The organism is bacterium, assembly GCA_016699595.1.
Lineage (GTDB): Bacteria > Patescibacteriota > Dojkabacteria.
On the sequence record CP064982.1, the window covers coordinates 520074 to 540282 of the forward strand.

General features: G+C 32.7%; 19 protein-coding genes and 2 tRNA genes. 2 read left to right on the forward strand and 19 right to left on the reverse strand.

What is annotated here, in order from left to right; genetic code table 11:
• Positions 1–2: 2 nt before the first annotated feature.
• From IPJ91_02510 to IPJ91_02575, 14 genes are all read right to left on the reverse strand, one after another.
• Positions 3–812 (reverse strand): PrgI family protein, encoded by an 810-nt coding sequence (locus IPJ91_02510; protein ID QQR93308.1) that lies wholly within the window; start codon positions 810–812, stop codon positions 3–5.
• A gap of 23 nt (positions 813–835) precedes the next feature.
• Positions 836–1300, reverse strand: a complete 465-nt coding sequence (greA, locus tag IPJ91_02515; protein QQR93309.1) for a transcription elongation factor GreA — start codon at positions 1298–1300, stop codon at positions 836–838.
• A gap of 98 nt (positions 1301–1398) precedes the next feature.
• Positions 1399–3219, reverse strand: coding sequence for a hypothetical protein (locus tag IPJ91_02520; GenBank protein ID QQR93310.1), 1821 nt, complete (start codon positions 3217–3219; stop codon positions 1399–1401).
• A gap of 1 nt (position 3220) precedes the next feature.
• Complete coding sequence (locus IPJ91_02525; GenBank protein QQR93311.1) at positions 3221–3868, reverse strand: hypothetical protein; 648 nt, start codon at positions 3866–3868, stop codon at positions 3221–3223.
• Between the two features lie 64 nt (positions 3869–3932).
• Complete coding sequence (ruvB, locus tag IPJ91_02530) at positions 3933–4955, reverse strand: Holliday junction branch migration DNA helicase RuvB (protein ID QQR93312.1); 1023 nt, start codon at positions 4953–4955, stop codon at positions 3933–3935.
• Between the two features lie 9 nt (positions 4956–4964).
• On the reverse strand, positions 4965–5549 hold the full coding sequence (ruvA, locus tag IPJ91_02535) for a Holliday junction branch migration protein RuvA (protein ID QQR93313.1): 585 nt from the start codon (positions 5547–5549) through the stop codon (positions 4965–4967).
• Positions 5539–6102 (reverse strand): crossover junction endodeoxyribonuclease RuvC, encoded by a 564-nt coding sequence (ruvC, locus tag IPJ91_02540; protein ID QQR93314.1) that lies wholly within the window; start codon positions 6100–6102, stop codon positions 5539–5541. The genes ruvA and ruvC overlap by 11 nt, the downstream gene beginning before the upstream one ends.
• A 109-nt stretch (positions 6103–6211) precedes the next feature.
• Positions 6212–6285: transfer RNA gene (locus IPJ91_02545), tRNA-Met, on the reverse strand.
• Between the two features lie 85 nt (positions 6286–6370).
• Positions 6371–6445, reverse strand: a tRNA-Met gene (locus tag IPJ91_02550).
• Positions 6446–6502: 57 nt separating this feature from the next.
• Positions 6503–7330, reverse strand: a complete 828-nt coding sequence (locus tag IPJ91_02555) for a thioredoxin domain-containing protein (GenBank protein ID QQR93315.1) — start codon at positions 7328–7330, stop codon at positions 6503–6505.
• Between the two features lie 64 nt (positions 7331–7394).
• Positions 7395–8561 carry an SH3 domain-containing protein gene (locus tag IPJ91_02560; protein ID QQR93316.1) on the reverse strand — a complete coding sequence of 389 codons (1167 nt, stop codon included), beginning with the start codon at positions 8559–8561 and terminating at the stop codon, positions 7395–7397.
• A 22-nt stretch (positions 8562–8583) separates the two neighbouring features.
• Entirely contained in the window at positions 8584–9507 is a 924-nt protein-coding gene (locus tag IPJ91_02565) for a hypothetical protein (GenBank protein QQR93317.1), read from the reverse strand.
• Between the two features lie 93 nt (positions 9508–9600).
• A complete protein-coding gene (locus IPJ91_02570) occupies positions 9601–10848 on the reverse strand; it encodes a DEAD/DEAH box helicase family protein (GenBank protein ID QQR93318.1) in 1248 nt (415 codons plus the stop codon).
• An 8-nt stretch (positions 10849–10856) separates the two neighbouring features.
• Positions 10857–11681 (reverse strand): ATP-grasp domain-containing protein, encoded by an 825-nt coding sequence (locus IPJ91_02575; GenBank protein ID QQR93319.1) that lies wholly within the window; start codon positions 11679–11681, stop codon positions 10857–10859.
• Between the two features lie 25 nt (positions 11682–11706).
• On the opposite strand from IPJ91_02575, the gene IPJ91_02580 reads away from it, so the two are divergent.
• On the forward strand, positions 11707–12573 hold the full coding sequence (locus IPJ91_02580; protein QQR93320.1) for a hypothetical protein: 867 nt from the start codon (positions 11707–11709) through the stop codon (positions 12571–12573).
• 496 nt (positions 12574–13069) lie between these two features.
• Here IPJ91_02580 and IPJ91_02585 read toward each other — a convergent pair whose 3' ends face one another.
• On the reverse strand, positions 13070–17155 hold the full coding sequence (locus tag IPJ91_02585) for a hypothetical protein (GenBank protein ID QQR93321.1): 4086 nt from the start codon (positions 17153–17155) through the stop codon (positions 13070–13072).
• Positions 17156–17241: 86 nt separating this feature from the next.
• On the opposite strand from IPJ91_02585, the gene IPJ91_02590 reads away from it, so the two are divergent.
• Positions 17242–17946, forward strand: coding sequence for an endonuclease III (locus IPJ91_02590; GenBank protein ID QQR93890.1), 705 nt, complete (start codon positions 17242–17244; stop codon positions 17944–17946).
• Here IPJ91_02590 and rpsI read toward each other — a convergent pair.
• The 4 genes from rpsI to IPJ91_02610 are packed head-to-tail and all read right to left on the reverse strand — an operon-like array spanning position 17943 to position 20183.
• On the reverse strand, positions 17943–18392 hold the full coding sequence (rpsI, locus tag IPJ91_02595; protein ID QQR93322.1) for a 30S ribosomal protein S9: 450 nt from the start codon (positions 18390–18392) through the stop codon (positions 17943–17945). The two genes, IPJ91_02590 and rpsI, sit on opposite strands and share 4 nt — an antisense overlap.
• 4 nt (positions 18393–18396) lie before the next feature.
• On the reverse strand, positions 18397–18831 hold the full coding sequence (rplM, locus tag IPJ91_02600; GenBank protein ID QQR93323.1) for a 50S ribosomal protein L13: 435 nt from the start codon (positions 18829–18831) through the stop codon (positions 18397–18399).
• 19 nt (positions 18832–18850) lie between these two features.
• Positions 18851–19261 (reverse strand): 50S ribosomal protein L17, encoded by a 411-nt coding sequence (locus tag IPJ91_02605; GenBank protein ID QQR93324.1) that lies wholly within the window; start codon positions 19259–19261, stop codon positions 18851–18853.
• Between the two features lies 1 nt (position 19262).
• On the reverse strand, positions 19263–20183 hold the full coding sequence (locus IPJ91_02610) for a DNA-directed RNA polymerase subunit alpha (GenBank protein QQR93325.1): 921 nt from the start codon (positions 20181–20183) through the stop codon (positions 19263–19265).
• Positions 20184–20209 lie beyond the last annotated feature (26 nt).

Below are 20209 nucleotides of genomic sequence, written 5' to 3' on the forward strand. Positions count from 1 at the left end.
TTTTACTTTTGTTCTAATTTCTTTGCCCTTATGAATCGCAACGCCGATTCTTTCAAAAATTCCTTTGTAGGCAAAACAATATCTTCATCACTAGGTACTGAAGAACTAGTTAAAAAACTTTTTTGATTTGATCGAACCTTCGAAATGTCGAGCTTGTCTACTAAATTTTGAGATGTATATTGATCTGTGGGTGAATTTGATTCTACTAGAATTGCATTTTCATCCGTTTTCTGCAAATCTTGGTTTCCATCTCTTGCTAGGTGAACTACTTTTTGTGTGTAACCATTTGCATATGATAGAGTTTGCGAATTATTAGTTGCATTAGTTGTGAAAAATATACTTGCAATTAGATTATCCATCTTGGCTAGTTCCTTTGTCTCATAGACATCTACATTTGTAATAATTTGAGAATTATCTTGTGGAAAAATATTCTTATTATCATCACTAAGATTGTTTGTACTGCTCTTTGTCAAAGGGTTGAAATCGCTAAGATTATCAAATATTGAACGTTTTTTTTCTGATTTCTTATATACAGATCTTTGAGTAGAGAACAAAGCTATCAGATAATTGATCAGCCAGGATTCAAATGACATTCCATTTATCTTCCATACAGCCACCATCCACGAAAGCAATACAAAAAATCCGACCAAAATCCACTTCAATATTGGTATAGGTTTGAAGAAAAAATAGGACAAAAAAGCTAGTACAAACCCGACAAAGACTATCCCAAATTGCCTAAAAGTCAATTTACCAAACAACTTGAATTCTACATCCATGATGTTTTGTGGAACAGCGTGTGAATTTATGGACATAAGCTAGATCGTTAGTGCATAAACTAGATCGATAATATCTTGTATACTATTTTTCCAACAGGTGCATTTACTATAACTTCATCCCCAGCTTTCTTTTGAAACACTGCACTACCCAATGGAGATGTAACTGAAATTTTGTTTTCCAATGGATTTGACTCTTCTTCCCCAACTAATTGATATTCTTGCGCAACTTTAGACTGCGTATTTTCAACTGTGAAGTTATCTCCTAAGTCAATCATTCTGTTTTTTATTTTTTCCTCTGCCACAGTCGCATTTTTGACCATATCAGTTAATTCTCCAATTCTTGCTTCGTTCATTGCTTGATCTTCAAGAGCCACTGAATAGGCAGCGTTTTCACTCAAGTCACCTTCAGATGCTGCAACTTCTATCCTATCTGCAATTTCTTTACGGACGTTGTTTATCCTATCATGAAGTTCATCTTTTACGGTTTGTAAACCTTGTTTTGTAAATAAATATTTGTTGTCCATAATGTTGGCTTAATAAGTTATATATTGAATAATTATTTTAGCATCTTGTATGATTCTTAGCAAAGATTATTATTCGTACATGAAAAACTTACTTTTCTTTATTCAAAGATAATATTGTTGATATTTTCTTTTGATGAATACAACTCGACCAAATCGTTACTATCCTTCATGAAATACGAGTCCTTTAGTTTGATATAGTCGGAGTATGTTGATTCGAGGAATTCAGTTGTCCCATTCTTAGATTTAAATACTATGTTTTGATCTACTGTATCAAAGATGACTTCTTCAGTATTTGTATTTATTTGTGGATAGCCAGACAAAACTTTGATATATTTGTATAAGGAACTATATTTGGACATACTTGAATTGGAAATCATTTCTAGAAGTTGATTTGATATAGTATATTGGGCATTAGATAATTTGGAAATTTCCTCTAATTGCTCAGCAAGTCTCGAATTATCAATATCTGAACTGTTTAAATTTGAAACAATCTCCCTACTCAGCTTTGTAAACCTGATAGCAGGAGAAATAAAGTAATATGAAAGACCGACTACGCTGGCAAATATCAATGCCCATAAAATACTTGTCAACAAATTTCTTCCCAAACTGGTATTTTTTTTAGTTCTTTTTAATTCCACACTCTTTTGTGATATTCCATTTGCCTCTTCTACAGGAATACTATTGATCGTTCTTTCTAAGTTTGATTGTTTAATCTCTTTAGCAATTGTGATAGATTCATTATTATTAGTACTGTCATTTCCCACTTTCAATATATGCTCCCCATTCAAATCATTCTTTATTTGATGCGTCCTATTTTGTCTACCAGTATAATCTATCTTGCCGAGGTCATAATTTTGAGATGGTTTATTTATAGAGTTAGAAATGTCATAATCTTCTTGTTCAAAATTTCCTTTCTTGTTAGGTTTTTCAGCAATGGAATCATCTACATATCCAAAGTATTTGTATACTTCATCTAGGCTTTGGGCAATGGATCTTTCTACTGTGTATTTTGGAGTCCAATTTATAATCGACCAGTTCTTTGCAATATCTACAATTTCAATTAAATCAAATTGATCTTGATCATCGGTAAAATCAACGCCTATAGATTTATTTTCGATTTCTGTAATTTTGTATGAAACTGACAAGGTTGTTATCGCATCTTCATTCGTAATATAAAAAATCAACCCGTTTGTCCTCTTGCTGAACATTGATTTAATGACTCCACTGACAGCATCTTTGAGATTAATTAAATAATTTGGCGTCAAGCCATCTCCCTTGACAACTATTTTTTGACCCAAGACTGCTTTTTTTGCAAAATCACTAACTAAAGACCCTGTTGATAAATCCATATTATTACCTACAATCTCACCAACTCTTACTATCCTTGCATCAAGCCCAGATTTCTTTTGGTATTCTAATGTCAAACTTTCTAAATATCTTTGAATTTCATAAAATGTATAATTCATAGCATTATCGCCATTATAAGCGACATTTTGCAAACGATATGAAAGTAAATATTGATGAGATTTGATACTGTCTATCAGTTCAAATCTAGCCTTATAAGCAATTGCTATCTTTACTACCTTGCTGAGTGTATTTGAAGAATGTAGGAAGTAATCTGATGATATAGATTTCGAAGGATCATTCTCTGAATTCAGTATATAGAAAACATAATCCAATCTCTCCAACTCCTCTGATATATCGTTCAAACTTGATACATCAAGAAATAAAAAGAGCTCAGACTTTGATAATTCGGAGACACTGCGTAATATGTCGTCAGAAAATTCATCGATCATGATTACAAATCCACCATTATTTATTATGCTATAAGAAAGTTCTATTCCCAATTTATTTGCACCTCCATAAATCAATGTTGTTGGTGTTGATTTATAATTGTTTATTTTCTCAAGCGATGTCATATTATTTTAAATTAATTGGAATTTCAAAAAGCTTGGTCCTTAAGATAATATCATTTTTACCTAACTTGTTACTTAATTTTGTTGAAATATTTATTTCTTGCTTAATATAGCCATCCTTCTGTATAACAATGATATATTCAGAATCGAGTTCCAAAGGATAAGTATATACTGATTCTTTTGAGTTTTCATAATTTATGACTTGATCGTTTCGCTTCACTTCAACTTGAGCATCCTTGTCAAAATAAATTTTTAATTTAGATGCAGTCTCGACACTGGGTGCATAATCCAAAACCCAACCTTGAGAGGATTCTATTGTTGGACCCAACTCGTAATTTATTGAAGCTGATAATGAATTTACCAAATTTATATCTGTTTCATAGCTAAAATACTCTACTCCAACATTTAGTCTATTCAACTTTACATTATGTAATCCTGGCTTAAGATTGTATATATCTATTTTTGACTGAGTATCTTTTATTACACCACTTGGTTTCCCGTCTATATATACCTCCATATTGCCTCCCAAAGAAGATATTTGCAAAGAAGCATTGTCCCTTACTCTTGCATCAAAATCAAAAAGCCAAAATCCAAATATAGAAATAATTAATCCAAATATTAGTATCACAAAGAATGTCAAAAGGGTTTTCATATGATAAACTTCAAGTTATTGATAGTATTTACAAAAGTAATATTACAAATTAGTGAGATTTATTTCAATAAATATCTTGATTTTCCAAAACTTTATCTGAGTATTCAATTGCCTTTGAAGTAGCCACTCTACCTTTTGGAGTTTTTTGTAAGAAACCAAGTTGTATCAAATATGGTTCATATACATCTTCAAGTGTTTCTATTTCTTCGCTTAATGACGCTGAAATTGTAGAGATTCCAACTGGTCCAGAATTATAGTCTGAAATGATGCAATTTAAAATTTTTCGGTCCATATCATCAAGCCCAAAAGAATCAATTCCTAGCATCTGGGTACATTCTTGAACTAAATTGAGAGAAGATTTAGAATTATCTAATTTTACATTTCTTGCATCTGCCAAATCTCTGACACGCTTTAATATTCTAACTGCAATTCTAGCTGTTCCCCGACTTCTTTTTGCAATTTCAAATGCAGCATCTTTTGTAATTTCAAAATTTAGAATTTTCGCTTTTTGTAAAACTATTTCTTGCAATTCTTCTGTTGAATAAAAGTCTAGTCTAATAGCAGTCCCAAATCGATCGCGTAGCGGTGCTGAAACGGAACCAATTCTAGTTGTTGCGCCAAGTATTGTAAACTTTGGCAGGTCAATTCTAACTGACTTTGCACCTGCACCTTTTCCAAGCATAATATCAAGTACAAAATCTTCCATCGCAGGATACAGAATTTCTTCAACAACCTTATGAAGTCGATGAATTTCATCTATAAATAATATTTCTCCCTCCTGAATTCCAGTTAAAATCGAAGCCAAATCACCAGCTCGTTCAATTGCAGGACCTGAAGTTACATGCAAATGCGCTCCCATTTCAGCCGCTATTACATGAGCAAAACTGGTTTTTCCAAGTCCTGGAGGCCCATGGAATATGACATGATCAATTGGCTCGCCTCTTGTTCGAGCTCCATCAATCATTATTTGAAGAATTTGCTTTTCTCGGATACGACCAATCATTTCAGAGAAGTTTTGTGGCCTAAGTGATCTTTCTATAACTTGTTCTTCTTGATCTTGTGTTGTAGGATTAAGGATTCTTGACATATATTAAATTTATCTTTTCAAAATAACTTTGACGTCTTTTTCAATTTTCCCCGTCAAAAGTGATTGTTTCTTTTTTATCATATTTACAATTTCTAACTTTTTATAGCCTAAGGATAATAATGCTTCAATCAATTCTTCATTTTGAGCATTAATTAGGTTTGCCATTATATTTGAATTTGAATCTCCAACTCCAACTTTTCCATGAAGTTCAATGTGAACTTTTTCTAAAGTCTTTTTTCCAACTCCAGAAATTTTTATATCTGATAACTTTTTAGCATTTATAGCATTGATAATATCATTTTTATCAACCTCTAATATTGCCAACGCCACTTTCGGACCAACACCAGAAACTGAAAGCAGTTTTTCGAACAAATCCAATTCTTCTTGAGAAAGAAAACCTATAAGCCTAAAAGCATCTTCTCGAACAAAAGTGTAGATCCAAATCTCAACTATATCAGATAATTTCAGTTTATTAATATTTCTAGCTGTCATTTCAACTTTATAACCAACCTCTGCCACATTTGAAATAATGTAGTTTTCTGATTTTTTGATAATAGTTCCGTTTAAATATGCAATCATAACTTTAATTCTCATTTTTAATATTCACTCTGGTATAAAATCCATGAGTTAGCGCTATTGCTACAGCGTCAGCTTCATCATCTTGTTTGATTTGTGTTGGGTCTAGTGACAATAATCTTCTCGTCATTTCTTGAACTTGTTTTTTTTCTGCTCTTCCAGCTCCAGTCAAAGTTTGTTTTACTTGAAGTGGAGTATATTCAAATAGTTTGTAATCTTTGCAAGTCAATAAAATAACACCCCGAGCTTCAGAAACTTGGATAACAGTTTTATGATTTTTGAAAAAAAACAATTCTTCAATTGCAACTTCATCTGGCTGAAACTTGCTTAATACTTTTTTTAGTTCTTCAGCAAGGAAGATAAGCCTTGATAAATAACTTTGTGAATTTGTAGTTTCGATCAAACCTGAATCTATGTAATGATACTCTTTATATCTAGGCTTAGAATTACCTTTTTCAACTGAATCAAATTTATTTTTTTTACAAACCTCACAATTACGGGGTTTAGTGCATTTATGCACTAAACCCCAACCAGTTCTTGCAAATCCAACATCAATTCCTAAAATTAACATAAAATAAACAATTAATACTTTATAAATGAAAATTAGTTAAAATAGTATTCGTAATATTTTAAACCGAATTTGAAGATTATAATTTATAGTGCAAGATTTATCAATTACTTAGTGGAGGAGGGGATCGAACCCTCGACCTCGGCGTTATGAATGCCGTGCTCTAACCGACTGAGCTACCCCACCTAAAAGTGCAATTACAATAATAATAGTGCATTGACAGGATAAACTGGAAAATTTCGGAATATGCACTAAAAATTATGCATTATTTTGGTTGCGGGAGTTGGATTCGAACCAACGACCTTGTGGTTATGAGCCACACGAGCTGCCACTGCTCTATCCCGCGATAATTAGAAAGATTATACTAGGGCTTGAAACTTTATTCAAGCCCATTAACGATATTTTACAAAGCAGCATCTGCTGCTGATTTCATTTCAGTCCAACTATATGCTCCAGCAAAGTTTTGATAATTCACAAAAAAGCCCGGTGTCCCAAAATTAGGGCCTACTGCAAAAGTATATGACAGAGTTTGTTCTGATGCCAATCTTGCTTTATACTTACCAGAAGATACACACTCCTTTAACGAGTCATTAACTACATTTGTGGGTAACAAAGCATATAGTTTATCAACTAGTGCAATATCATTTTTGACTTCATTGTTGATCACGCTATAAGCAATATTTGTGAATAAGGCATTATGAGCTTCAAAAAACTTGCCTTGATCGTATGCACAATACATAACTTGTGTAGCAACTTCACCAGCTCCATGTCCTGGGAAATATAACCAGACAAATTGTGCCTTTCCTTCATTTACAAGCTTCTCAATCTCTCTAACAGGTGGAACATAAGTTCCTCCATCGGTATCATATTTAAACCTAGCATCTTGACTAGCTAGTTCTGGGTTGTATCCTCCTGCAATATGACAATAAGGACAACTTGGATCTGATATTTCTACTATTTTCAATTTAGCATCCTTACTTCCCATGAAAATGAGATCATTTCTTTCAAAGAGTGCATCAATTTGTTCATTGGAAATCGTTTTGGTTTCTGCAGTAGTAGTAGTGTTTTGTGAGTTTGCAGTCAAATTCAAATTTCCACCTGATAGCTTATCTACTTTTGTAGATATAACTATCAAACCAACAAAAATTATGATTGCTGATATAAATATAGTTATAGGAGTCAAAAAAGGCAATAAATTCACCTCATCCATTTTTGAAGAATTTCTATCCATAATACTTGTCTCATCTGGATTACCAGATCAAATTGATAAGTCAGATATTCTATAACAAAAATAATTAAAGTGCAACAATAAAATCTCCGGAAATCCACCCAGTCAGATTTCCTTTTGAAATTTTATACCATCCATTTTCTTCTGAAATAACTTTATAGACTTCGCCATTATAAACCCTGTCTATCTCAACAGAGTAAATGTTCGAACTCTCCCTTACACGAAGAAAATCATTCGGGGCGCCGCTTACAACAATACTTTTTTCAGTTTGCACTCCTTGTATAGCTTGTATCAGTTTTACTTGCTCACGATCAGTATTTACTGAGAATCTGGTATTACTTATTTTGATCCCGTTTAATGTGCCCAAAATGAAATCCTGTGAAGCATTGGGAACAAACTTAATAAACAAGCTAATCACTTTTTCATCATTCACCTTCAAAACATCCTTGGGTTTGAAAAGTGCAACTCTAGAAAAAGATGACCAGTATTCCTCTCCTGCGTAAAACTTACTCGTTTTGTCAAATGGATTTTCAGTTATCAAAAATATTGGGGAAATATTCTCTCCATATATGCCAACATCACCAATGTTTTTTAAGGACATTTTAACTTCAACTATGTCACCTTGCTTATAGCTTTGTTCCATTTCTTCAAAGTTTACAGATAACTTATACTCTGGAGACTTAGTACTTGATAGATCTTTTAGTGAATTTATGGAATTAGATAAACTTGAATTTTCCGAATCAAGCAACGATAATTTGTAGGATTTTTCTTCTTCATTGATATTTATTTGCAATTTGCTTAGGATAATATCTTCAATAGCATAGCTTTCAAGCATTTTTTGAATATCCTTATTCACTACACTTTCGCTAGGTGAAGTCCATACAATTATTTCATTTGATGTTTCGCCTAAGTTTATTTCTGATTCAGGTCCATCTTTTGCAAGTTGGTACAGTTCCTGATTGCATAAAAAATAATGAGCAGGCAAGTCAGACATAAAAAATCTTGTAGTCAGATAATACTGTAAATTTCTAACTTGCCTATCGCAACTTCTGGTCTCACTTAGTTCAACTTCAACGAATCTTAGTGATTTTGGCATTCTGAAGACTGCTTCTTTTGAGTATAGGGCTTCGTCAGCTAGCCAAACCTCCCTTTTCGTTAGTGCAAAATTATCTATAGTCGAATAGCTAAAGAAAAATATTGTAAAGATAAGTATTAAAAAAAGTTTTTTGATCATAATTTATAAAATGCCGTTACATTTAGCGGATATATCTTCTTATCACAAAAGCATTTATGAATCCTCCAAAAAGTACTCCAACTGCGACATTAATTAACAGACAAAATATCAAATTTACCAAACTAATAGAATCCCTCAATCCTATTTGATTAAAAAGATTATATATTTGACCTTCCCTAAGAATGTTTGGGTTAATGAAATAAATAACAAGAAAAATAGCTAAGAAAAATAACATCGAAAATATAATGGAGATAAAACCATATACAGCCCCTTCCATGACGAATGGAGTTCGAATTTGACTATTCGTAGCACCAACCAGCTGCATAATACCAATTTCTTCTGACCTGATCCTTATTGAGAGTTCAATTGATAGTATGGTACTTGCCAAAGCTACCAAAAACATCAACCCCAAAAATATTCCTACCAAAACTCTAGCTACATTTAGTAACTTATCTAGTTTTTCAATATTGTCAATCTGCGATTCAATATCTTCGATTTGGCCCTCCGACAATTCCTTTTCTTTTGTTACGAAACTAACCAATTCCTTAAGTTCGTCAATTGTATTCGCTCTAATGTCAAGAGATGCAGGTAATTGTCCAGGTTCATCTGGCTTTATTGATTCGTAAATCAAAGGATAATCCTTTACTGATTCTAGGAAGTATGGAATAGCTTCTATATCAGAGGTATATATTATTTGATTTGCCTTTTTTGTATCTTCTATTTTAGTTTTAATGTCATTTATATAGTTTTCTGGAGTATTTATCTTAAAGAAAATGATTACATTAGGTTGCGTCTCAGCATAATTTGCAATTTTTTGAAAAACAAATAAACTTATCAGCAGTATATTTGTGAGCAAAAATATCAAGGATAATACTGACAAAGTAGAAAAAGTTATAAACTTATACCTTGCAATATTTTTTGTAGCTGTAGATAAATTTTTAAACATGATGAAATTTTAATCATTATCGATTTTGATTGCAAGAAGAAGATTGCAGAATTTACTCAAACAATACCAGTCATTTGAAAAAGAAAATGCTTATCATATGCGTTTCATCTCTTTTGCTAACTCAACCTCATATTCATCTGGAGTTGCTGAGACATAAATTGTTTGATGAAGTTTTGAGTTAAATTCTTCAAACTTGAGAGGTCTATTGTCAAGTGCAGAAGGAAGTCTGAAGCCATACTCAACTAAGTTCGTTTTCCTTGCTCGATCTCCATTGTACATTCCACGAACTTGCGGAATAGTCATATGAGATTCATCAACTACAAGCAACCAATCTTTTGGAAAATAGTCAAGAAGTGTGCTAGGAGAACTTCCAACTTCTCTACCTTCAATGATTCTGGAGTAGTTTTCGATTCCAGAAACATAACCGACTTCTTGAAGCATTTCAATATCAAAATTAACTCGCTGCTCAATTCTTTTTGATTCAACTATTAGGCTCCTATTTTTGAAGTAATCAATTCTTTTGACTAACTCTTCTTGAATTTTTGGAATAGATGAAACAAGTTTTTCTTCTGGAGTTACATATTGTTTTGCAGGAAAGATTTTTATTTCAGTAATGCTGCTTCCCTGGATACTTTCCGGTTTATTTCCAATTTTCTCTCCAGTTAGTGGATGAAATAAGTTAATTTGTTCCAAAGTATCTCCAAAAAATTCAAGTCGAATTGCATTTTCACCTCCAACTTGATAAATATCTATGATATCGCCTCGAATTCTGAAACTTCCTGGGATGAAATCAAGCTCAGATCTTTCATACTGAAGATCAATCAACTGATGAATGAGTTTGTCTCTTGGGTAATCTTCTCGAACTTTCAAATTTCTAGTTAAAGCCATATAATCTTCAGGGTTTCCAAGTCCATAAATTGCAGAAACAGAAGCAACTATGATCACATCTGATCGAGTTAGTAATGACTGAGTAGTTGCAGCTCTATAGCGCTCAATATCTTTATTTATATCAACTTCCTTTTCAATGTAAAGATCTTTACTTGGAACATAGCTTTCCGGTTGATAATAGTCATAATAAGAAATGAAGTATTCAACTGCATTATTGGGAAAAAACTCTTTAAATTCTGAAAATAACTGTGCTGCTAGAGTTTTGTTGTGAGCAAGAACTAGTGTTGGTTTTTGGATATTTTCGATAACATTTGCAATTGTGAAAGTTTTCCCAGTTCCAGTTGCACCAAGTAAGACTTGATTTTTCAAACCATAATTTATTCCTTGCGTTAGATAATCTATAGCTTTTGGCTGATCTCCAGATGGTTTGTACTTAGAATGAAGTTGAAACATAAATTTAACTAATCTTTAAATAACTCTAATATCATTTTTCTATAAATATTTTTAACAATATCATAATGTTCTTCCGAGAATTCAGAAAATATCTTTAGTGAAGCTGAACCATTTACTTCCAATATTATAGGTTGTCCAAATTCATCAATAAGAAAATCTACTCCAGCATACCTTAATTCCATAATTTTGCAAGCTTTCTTTGATGCATCAGCAATCTTGTCCTTTAAATCACTAGAAACATTCAATTCTGGAATTGCACCTTCAGACAAATTATGTTTCCAACTTGTAGTTCTTTTCTTAGCATAAACAAGTTCTATTTCACCATTCAAAATTATACATCTATATTCAAATTCAGAATCAATAAATGGATTTACTACGAAATTAAAATAAGTCTTTACTTGGTTTAAATAATATTGCAAAAAGATCTCTTTAAAATCATTTAAGTTTTCTATCTTATAAACATCTTTTCCACCAGATGAATTAAGAGGTTTAATAACTATTGGAAATTTTTCATTTTTTACAAATTCATAAGCTAAATTGAAGAATTTCTCAAACTTATTTTCTGTTTCTATTTCATTATCCAATGTCCAAAATAATTTGTATTCTACAACATTTATATTTTCATGCGAAAGAATTTCATAAGTAATTTGTTTATCTTTTGCAAGCTCCAAAGCATTTCCAGAATTTGGATTTGGTTGTTTATTTAAAATATATTTAGTTACTTCACCATTCGTAAGCTTCGCAAGATATTTATCATTTTGCAAATATTTTATTTTTACCCTTGCTTCCTTGCATACTTCTTCTAAAACTTTGAATAAACTATCGTTTTGCATATGTTAGAATTATATTATTAATTTAATGCTGAATATTATATCAGTTCTAAAACCCTATAACCCAGAAACTAAATCCGGTCTAATCGTTTTTGATAAACCTACGGGAATTACTACGAATGACTTGGTTTATCAAGTTCGAAAAGAATACGGAACTCGCAAAGTTGGTGCAGCTGGAGTTCTAGATCCATTCGCAACTGGTGCTGTGATAATAGGTATAGGAAATTGTACAAAAGACCTGACTCAATTTGAAAATTGTGAAAAGACTTACGAATTTGAGATGATTTTCGGACTTCAAACCTTGTCTGGAGACAATCAAGATATGATCGTAGATATCGTTCCTTTTAGGAAGGTGCCAAATGTCAATGAGGCGAAAGGTTTAAGTATAGATACTCTTGCAACTAATCGTCAAAATATTATTTCTACTTTTCCTAACTCCTACTTTCAAGAAGTTCCACTTTTGAGTTCAGTTAAGGTTCAAGGTCATAAACTTCGAGAATTAACTAGGAAGAATGTAAATAATATTGAATTCCTAAGCGAATATAAGTTCAATATAAAAACAGAAAGAGAAGTAAACTTCAAAAAAAGTGAAATAATACTCAAAATTCCAAGAAGAAAAGTTGAGATAAAGAGTTTAGAATTACTTGAGACCGGAACAAAGAGTTATAATCAAATTATACAAAATGCAAGTCAAGAATTTATAAATTCTTTTAATTGCTTCCTTGGGGAAGCTGTCCCGCAAAGCGGGGCTGAAGGGGTTCATTTCTCTTATTTCAAGTTCAAAACAACAGTTTCCAAAGGAACATATATCCGAAAACTTGCAGAAGATATAGCTTTCTTGAATAATGAATTGGGGTGTGTGATGCTTTTAAGCAGGACGTCTTATATAGCTTAAGGGCCCACCATTAGAATTCGAACTACTTAACTCCTGTTCCCTAGCCTGAGCAAACACAATTTTTTCTATACAGTCAGTAAGCTTCTGCAATGCCTCCTTTAAGGAGACTTCCGAATAACATCTTATCGCCCCATTTACATCATCAGTAGCTTGATCTACTAATTCAGTAAAGGGTCCATCAGATCTATAGTATGTAGTACCAAAAAGTCTTCTAATCTCTACTGATGCTCCTTTTATTCCAGCTTCTATTTTTTGCTTATTTTCGGGAGTATAGACATTAGAACCTTCGAAAGCATGAAAAATTTTTTGCCATAAAGTTTAAAGTTTAGTTAGTAAAATTCAATCTGTAGAATTATATATATATATGGAAAATCAAGCAAAAAAATTATCAAATGTAATAGAGTCAAATTCAGTAGTTCACAATACGAAGAGAATGCATTTACATTGTAAATAAATGCATTCCTTTATTTATTATAAGAAATTTATATGCTTACCCTTAAATATACTTCAAGAAGAAAATCTTCTTCCCTGTTGATGCGAGAGAACCCAAAATCTCTCCAAAATTGATATTTTCAATATCAGAATCAATTATATTTACAGACTCTTCGTTTGAAGGTCTTTCCGTAGATGAGTACTTCTCAGGTTGTGACTCTACGACTCGATATTGACCAGGCAATAAATCAGTGAATTCATAATAGCCGAATTCATCAGTCAGAACTATTTGCCCATTTGACAAAGTCATTTTGATACCTGCAAGTGATCTGTCGCCATAATTCTTTGATTTATCGGCATTTTTATCATGATATACATAACCAGATATTGTATACAGTTTTAATCTAGCATATGCCAAGTCAGTATCCATAACATTAGCAGGTTGCCCAGATGGTAGAAGTGGTGGAGTAGCTACTACTGTTGCTACATTCACATGCTGACTTGAATCAGTTGGTGCAAGATAAGTTGCAGTACATTGCATACTCTCTCCTTCAGTCAAAACATCTTTCGGACACTGAATATTATTTATAAGATTATCTGTAACTGATATATCATGTAGATTTGTATTTCCAGTGTTTGTCACATAGTATGTTATATTCATCATTTCTCCAGCAGATACTACAACACCCGGAGGTGTATTTGCATCATCTCCGTTTATTTTCTTAACAATACTAATTGATGAAGATGTACCAACTAAACCTGCATCTATTGTTAAATTATTTTCTCCGACCATAAGCTCAAATTGTTCCGTATCTCCAAGAGCATCAGAATTTGAATCTGTCAAAAAACTCCCACCATTCTTGTATGTAAATTCATAACCATTAGGTTTAGCAAACCTTACTTTATAACTTCCATGCAATATATTTTCAAAAAGATAGTGTCCATCTGCATCAGTGAAAACAGTTCCAACTACATTATTCAAGCTATCCAATAATTCAACTTTCATATTTCCAAACCCAGATTCATCATTATCTTGGATCCCGTTGCCATTCTTATCTAACCAAACAAAGTTACCTATACTTCCATTAACTACTATTATAGGTACATTATTTGACTGTACTGGTAAAGCTAGACCTGTAGCTCTAAGCATAAACTTGTTTGTATAAATATCTCCTGGTTTATTCGGATTTGATATAGAAGGTATCAATACCAGCAGATACTTTGATTCTTCATTAGGTAACATTGCACTTGTTTGTATTCTAAAACCAGTAACCTCAGTTATGTTTGACGGACATCCGGCATTACCGAACTGACCTTGAGCACACCAAACTATACTTGGATTGATGGTTTGTGGGTCAAAGTCTTGAGGAAGCGTCAACAAAGATTGTGATTGTTTCGAGTAAAGTATTGCACTTGGATCTACTCCAGATACTTTTGTCAAACTACTCAAGTAAGTAGTTCCTGTAAAATTCGTTGCAGGATTGCGCCCATCACCATTCCATGGTAGCCAATCGATGAGGTCAGTTCCAGCAACTGGATCACTTCCGGTGTTTTTCATCACAATTTCATACTCAAGTGGTTGCATACTCTCAATTAGGGGTGAAATTGCTTTTTTGTTTACCGAAAAAGCAGATGAATTTTCAAACTGTACTGTAGCAGTAGAAGTTCGTACACTTTCAAACGAATTATCATTATCTGCAGACATAATTGCTTGATTAATTTTGATATCTCCATTACCAATGGTTGCATCTGAAATTGTTTTATATGTAATTTTTGTCAGGGGTAAACCAGAGGTTACATTACCAAAATTCCAAACTAATGTTGCACTTCCATCATTGTTCACAGTGAATGTTGGTTCACAAGTTACAGGTTGAATCATATCAGTATCCATACATATAGAAGAGCCATATTGATATCCCAATCCAGCAGGAATTGTATCTACTATTTTTACATTTATTGCTTCACCGGCTGGAGTTACTCCCATAGCATCAGTACTTGGTTGCAAGTACCAGTTTATCTCACTCCCTGATAATTTCGAATCATTTTTTGTAGTTAAATCTTTCGTTGTTTTATTTATCCTAACTCTAGAACCTGTAACTATTACCCTATCTCCGTGAGTGCCAGTAGCAGTATTTGCATTATAAGAAGGAACTGTTTGCCATGAACTTGGGTCATTTGGATTTGCATTAAACCAATTCCCACCTGGTATGTACCACTTACCATAATTTGGAACTATATCGCCAGGTTGTGCTGTAGGCAACATCTTATGTTTAATTGCTAAAAATTGTACGCCATAACCTGTTTGGGCTATCATATCAGCCTGTTCAGATGCAGTAAAATTATCCCTAAATTTCAACCTAACTTTTGTAACCCGTTCAGGACCTCCAGGTATACTGTTTAGATCCAAATACCATATTCCCCCAGTAGAGTCATTATCAAAACATGTGCCAAGTCTTTCATCTTCAAAATTACTCCATGTAATTCCTTGACCATTTAGACCACCTACTCCATATTCAATAACTGCATCAGTATATGATTCCCATAAACTTGAATTTGATGGAATATGAGTAAATGCACCTTCACCAGTATTTCCAGGGATTCTATCTATTGAAGAATTTTTGTTATCTATAGTTGTACACATAATCGAACCATTTGGTATATCAGCTATCCCATAATAATACCAAAGATTCAATGACGTCCAATTTGAATTGGCACTTAAAAACCCATCTCCTGTACGATAGGATGATCCAACATATTCTGCACCCCACCACATTGCACATGAATCAGCATTTGCTTCAGTAATAAAGTTACAATTAATCAAATCATCGCTACGATAATCATAATCAGCTTTTTCAACCGAACCTTCAGATGGTCTAGCTATAATTTGTTGATACCAGTTTTCAGTTCCCACTAAATCTGACTGTCCTGTTGTTTGTATATTTGTCATTCCACTACCTGGCTCATTACCAACCCCGCCCCAGTTTTGCCTTCCTGATATTGCTCCAATTGGCTCAAAGTTATTTATTTTATTCAGAGCAGAGATCTGATACTGATTTGATCCAGAAAACTCTGAATATGGTATCCATACACCTATTGAATACGAACCAATCCAATTATCTCTTGAAGATAAAGACACACCCGTCCAATCAACAGTTGGGAAATAAGATGGATTTGTATGAAGATCAGTAATTGTTACATCAATTAACTGTGAATTACCCATACTAGGAATACAAGTTATTTGCCCTGAATCTTCCACAGATCTGTCAGGCGTTGAATAGCCAGGGTTATTCCCTCCATAAATACCTAATCTTCCAGCAGGTGCATTATAAGCATAGTGAAGGTTATTCGTAAATCCAGGGGTAGAAAAATAATTTAGTGACAATCCGCATTCAAACAATTTTGCATTGGGACTAATCATTGATATATCATCTTGAAAAGTTATTGGTAAGGCAGGAATTTCTGATCCTGCACGAAGTTTCAAGCCAACTCCATAAGTCCATACTCCTCCAACTACACCATCTACTGTTATGGTTCCTCTAAATGAGGCTGACAATTTCTGTAAATCCACCTTCATGGCAGATGTTCCAGTTATATCAACTGTTGTTGCATTATCAGTATTTGGTACACCAGAAACTGAAACTGAAGCAGATACATTGAAAGTACTCCCATCAACTAATGTAGGCAAAGCTTTTACATTTGCTGTGAAACCCAGCGTATCACCCGTAGATTTTGTACCTAAGTTACATGTCAATTGACTTTGATTGTTAACGCCATCACCAGTTATTTGTGAACCAGTTCCATTACAAACCAATGGAAGTGCTTCCCATTTATACCCTAGAGGTAAAGGAACTGTAGTCAATGTATAATTATCATAAGGGCTTGGAACAGTAGCATTTGGATCATTCAGAGAAACATCAAATCGATAGCTTGTTATCTGACCAGCCCGAACTATCTCATTACTATCACCAATGTCATTACCCGAACCTGCAACAGAATCAAAAGGTGCAGTACCATCGAATAGTTTCGTGATAGCGATTTCAGGATAAGTGGTCGTGGAATCAGCATTAACTTTCAATTTATAGTCACTGTAAATATTTATAGATAAAAAAACAAATACAAAAAGTGTTATTAGTTTAAAGAATTTTTTCATTGTAGAATTTAATTTACCAAATTTATATAATTATTTGAATTTATTTTATCAAAGAAAAGAATTAATTTCAAGTTTATTTCAAAATCATGGATAGAAATTCGGACTTCCACAATATCTACAAGCTACTAAAACTAAAGTATCCTAATGTAAAATCAAGTCTAAACTTTTCAAATGAAGTTGAATGTTGGGCTGCCGTTTTATTATCAGTTCAAAATACAGATAAACATATAAATACGCTTACGCCAAAATTATTCACAAGATTTAAAACTTTTGAAGATTATGCAAACTCAAGTACAAGTGAAATTTTTGAATATGTGAAAGCTGCTAATTACAATAAGACTAAAGCAAAATATCTCTTTAATGGAGCCAAAGTAATCTGCAATGAATTTAAAGGCGAATTGCCAAACAATTTGAATGATTTGATGAAGCTTCCAGGGGTTGGTAGAAAGGTTGGGAATGTGATATTTAGTGAAATGAGCAATGTTTCAGCTGGAATTGCTATAGATACTCATAACTTGAGAGTTTGGAATAGAATCTTGTATATAATTCCAGAACAAAACAAAGAATACAAAAAATTATCAGCAAAACAACTTGAGCAACTTCTCATGCAAAATTTAGATAAATCAACTTGGAGAGAAATTAGTTTGTTAGTTATAGAACATGGAAGAAATATATGCAAAGCTCAAAAACCAAAGTGTGAAGAATGCTTGCTTAAGACGTATTGTGCTTATTATATGAGTGAAGTATCCGGACAAAAAATTCACGATATACCAATTTCAACTAGGACTTAACGCTTTGAATACTGTGGAGCCTTTCTTGCTTTCTTTAAACCAGATTTCTTTCTTTCAACTTTCCTAGGATCTCTTGTCAAATATTTTGAATCCTTTAAAGTCTTTTTATAGTCTGGATTATACATTGACAAAGCTCTAGCAATACCGAGTCTCACAGCTCCAACTAGACCGGAAGTACCTCCACCATTTGCTTTTGCCGTGAAAAACATTTGACCTTGCAAATCCAAAACTGAAAATACTCTGAGTAATTCATCCAATTTCTGTGGATCCAAAAAATCTTCAATATTTCTATCATTTATCGTTGATATTCCTTGACCTTCATACAATCTAACTGACGCAATTGCAGTTTTTCTTCTCCCTAAAGCAAAAATATACTTTTGATTTTCTAGTTCAGTCTCATTACTAACTTTAGTTTTGTTTTTTATAGTTTTTGCCTTTGTTGCCATAATTTTATTTACTTACTTGTACTGATTCATAGTCAACTGGTAATTTCACACTATCATCTTTATACACCCTTACATTTTTGATTAATCTTCTGCCATACCTATTTTTTGGTAACATTCCCCAAATACCATCTTTTACAAACTTCTCTACATTTTTTTGCATCTTCTTTTCTAGTGTAATTTCCCTAAAGCCACCTGGATAGCCTGTATGCCAAAAAAATTTTTTATCCATCTTTGTTGGATGAATATCGACTTCATTTGCATTTATGATAATGACTTTATTTGAATCAGGGATATACTCGACAGATGCTACAATGTCATTTTTACCTAGTAAAAGCTCACTTGCTTGTGTCAACAACTTTCCTAGCCTTATGCCTTTGGCATCCAAAACATAAGTCTTCTTTTTAAATTCAACTTTTTTTATAGATCTAGTTTTCAACATAGCAAATAATTAAACTTAGTTATTTTGATTTAGCTTTTTTCGAAATTTTTGATTTATTTGTGACTTCTTTTTCAGACACATCTATCCATTCAACTTTTGTCAAAACAGCATTATCTCCAACTCTATTTTTGATACTTACATGAGTAGTAAATCCGGAATTTCTACTCCTCATTCTTTCTGACAAAATAAATACCTTCCTTACTAAACGATCACTTTGTAATTTTGCAAACATCAATCTAGATGCATGTTCCTTATCTTCCTTTCTTGATGTCGTTATAATCTTATCAGCATTAGCCTTAAGTACTTTTGCCTTATTTAGAGTAGTATATATGGATTCTTTTTCTATAAGAGATTTAAGTTGATTGTTCAACATACTATCCCTGTGATGTTTCACTCTGCCGAATTTTTTTACTGATGATAAATGGAGCATATTAGTCTACAATTTCTATCTGATATTTTTCAAGCATTTTTAATAATTCTTTCTTACTCTTTTCACCCAAACCTTTGATCTCACCAATTTCCTTCTTTGTCTTGCCTTCAAGATCATTTAGAGTTTGAATGTTGAGCTTGTCCAAACAATTGTAAAGTCTAGTTGAAATGTTTAGTTTCGATATAGATAGATCTACTTTCTTGCCTTGTGCAAATCCTTCTTTCTTGACCTCTACAACTTTACCGTGACAGACTTCAACAAAATGTGCAGTTATCGCATTCAAGACTTCAGATGATTCTTTCAAAGCTTCACTTGGCAATATTGAACCATTGGTGTAAATATCCAATTCAATTTGATCTAAATCCAGATCTTGACCTAACCTTGTTTGACTTACTTTGTATGCAACTCTTTTGACTGGTGAAAAGTCAGAATCTAATGGTATAAGACCTACCTCTGATCTTTTTTCGTTATCTTCTCTTTGGTATCCTTTTTCCTTTTTTAATGTGATTTCTAATTCAAAGACTGCTTTTGAAGAACTTAGTGTAGTAATTACAAAATCTGGATTCAATATTTCAACACTTGAAGAATCTTCAAAGTCATCAGCCAAAACATCACCTTCACCTTTTTTAGATAATTTCAATTTTACTTCATCTTCGGTATTTAAGACAAAAACTATTTCTTTCAATTTCAGCAATATTTTCAAAACATCATCTGTAATACCGTCCAAAGCAGAATATTCATGCATTACATTGTTTACTCTAACTGAAGTAATTGCAACACCCATTATTGAAGAATATAGTACCCTTCGAATCATATTTGCCAAAGTATATCCATAACCTCTAGGTAATGGTCCAATTACAAACGAACCTTCGTTTGACTTTTCAGAAATGGTTTTTAAATTAAATCTATTGAAATCAATCATAAATTTATATTGATATAAACGAAATA

What these genes read in the sequence shown, in the direction of transcription:
- IPJ91_02510 (QQR93308.1), bottom strand. Translation starts at nt 812, where the DNA reads ATGTCCATAAATTCACACGCTGTTCCACAAAACATCATGGATGTAGAA.
- greA (QQR93309.1), bottom strand. Translation starts at nt 1,300, where the DNA reads ATGGACAACAAATATTTATTTACAAAACAAGGTTTACAAACCGTAAAA.
- IPJ91_02520 (QQR93310.1), bottom strand. Translation starts at nt 3,219, where the DNA reads ATGACATCGCTTGAGAAAATAAACAATTATAAATCAACACCAACAACA.
- IPJ91_02525 (QQR93311.1), bottom strand. Translation starts at nt 3,868, where the DNA reads ATGAAAACCCTTTTGACATTCTTTGTGATACTAATATTTGGATTAATT.
- ruvB (QQR93312.1), bottom strand. Translation starts at nt 4,955, where the DNA reads ATGTCAAGAATCCTTAATCCTACAACACAAGATCAAGAAGAACAAGTT.
- ruvA (QQR93313.1), bottom strand. Translation starts at nt 5,549, where the DNA reads ATGAGAATTAAAGTTATGATTGCATATTTAAACGGAACTATTATCAAA.
- ruvC (QQR93314.1), bottom strand. Translation starts at nt 6,102, where the DNA reads ATGTTAATTTTAGGAATTGATGTTGGATTTGCAAGAACTGGTTGGGGT.
- IPJ91_02555 (QQR93315.1), bottom strand. Translation starts at nt 7,330, where the DNA reads ATGGATAGAAATTCTTCAAAAATGGATGAGGTGAATTTATTGCCTTTT.
- IPJ91_02560 (QQR93316.1), bottom strand. Translation starts at nt 8,561, where the DNA reads ATGATCAAAAAACTTTTTTTAATACTTATCTTTACAATATTTTTCTTT.
- IPJ91_02565 (QQR93317.1), bottom strand. Translation starts at nt 9,507, where the DNA reads ATGTTTAAAAATTTATCTACAGCTACAAAAAATATTGCAAGGTATAAG.
- IPJ91_02570 (QQR93318.1), bottom strand. Translation starts at nt 10,848, where the DNA reads ATGTTTCAACTTCATTCTAAGTACAAACCATCTGGAGATCAGCCAAAA.
- IPJ91_02575 (QQR93319.1), bottom strand. Translation starts at nt 11,681, where the DNA reads ATGCAAAACGATAGTTTATTCAAAGTTTTAGAAGAAGTATGCAAGGAA.
- IPJ91_02580 (QQR93320.1), top strand. Translation starts at nt 11,707, where the DNA reads ATGCTGAATATTATATCAGTTCTAAAACCCTATAACCCAGAAACTAAA.
- IPJ91_02585 (QQR93321.1), bottom strand. Translation starts at nt 17,155, where the DNA reads ATGAAAAAATTCTTTAAACTAATAACACTTTTTGTATTTGTTTTTTTA.
- IPJ91_02590 (QQR93890.1), top strand. Translation starts at nt 17,242, where the DNA reads ATGGATAGAAATTCGGACTTCCACAATATCTACAAGCTACTAAAACTA.
- rpsI (QQR93322.1), bottom strand. Translation starts at nt 18,392, where the DNA reads ATGGCAACAAAGGCAAAAACTATAAAAAACAAAACTAAAGTTAGTAAT.
- rplM (QQR93323.1), bottom strand. Translation starts at nt 18,831, where the DNA reads ATGTTGAAAACTAGATCTATAAAAAAAGTTGAATTTAAAAAGAAGACT.
- IPJ91_02605 (QQR93324.1), bottom strand. Translation starts at nt 19,261, where the DNA reads ATGCTCCATTTATCATCAGTAAAAAAATTCGGCAGAGTGAAACATCAC.
- IPJ91_02610 (QQR93325.1), bottom strand. Translation starts at nt 20,183, where the DNA reads ATGATTGATTTCAATAGATTTAATTTAAAAACCATTTCTGAAAAGTCA.